We start from the raw sequence: 321 nt of genomic DNA, 5'->3' as shown, positions 1-321 counted from the left end.
CAAAGCGTACTTTCATTTGGAAAGACATGGGGGAAAAAGTATATGACCAACATCTGAATCATCGCCACCATCATCATCTATCTGGTGGCAATGCTGTTGGTTGGGGTTGCATACAGCAAGTCCAACAACGACAGCACCGATTTCTACCTTGGCGGCCGCAAGATGGGCCCGCTGGTCACGGCCATGAGTGCCGAAGCCAGCGATATGTCCAACTGGCTGTTGATGGGAATGCCGGGCCTTGCCTACCTCACCGGCATCGCCTCGCCCGGCTGGACCGCCATCGGCCTGGCGCTGGGCACCTGGCTGAACTGGCTCATCGTG

Annotated in this window: 1 pseudogene; it reads left to right on the top strand. The window is 57.0% G+C overall.

From position 1 onward, the window contains the following. Nucleotides 1-90: 90 nt before the first annotated feature. Nucleotides 91-321: pseudogene (locus P0G09_RS16955) on the top strand (sodium:proline symporter); the annotation flags it as partial.

Origin of the sequence: Faecalibacterium sp. DFI.5.82 (genome assembly GCF_029076575.1) — a bacterium.
Taxonomy (GTDB): Bacteria; Bacillota; Clostridia; order Oscillospirales; family Ruminococcaceae; genus Faecalibacterium; species Faecalibacterium duncaniae.
The sequence above is the reverse complement of the archived record's forward strand: the minus strand, read 5'-3'. Positions and strand labels throughout refer to the sequence as shown.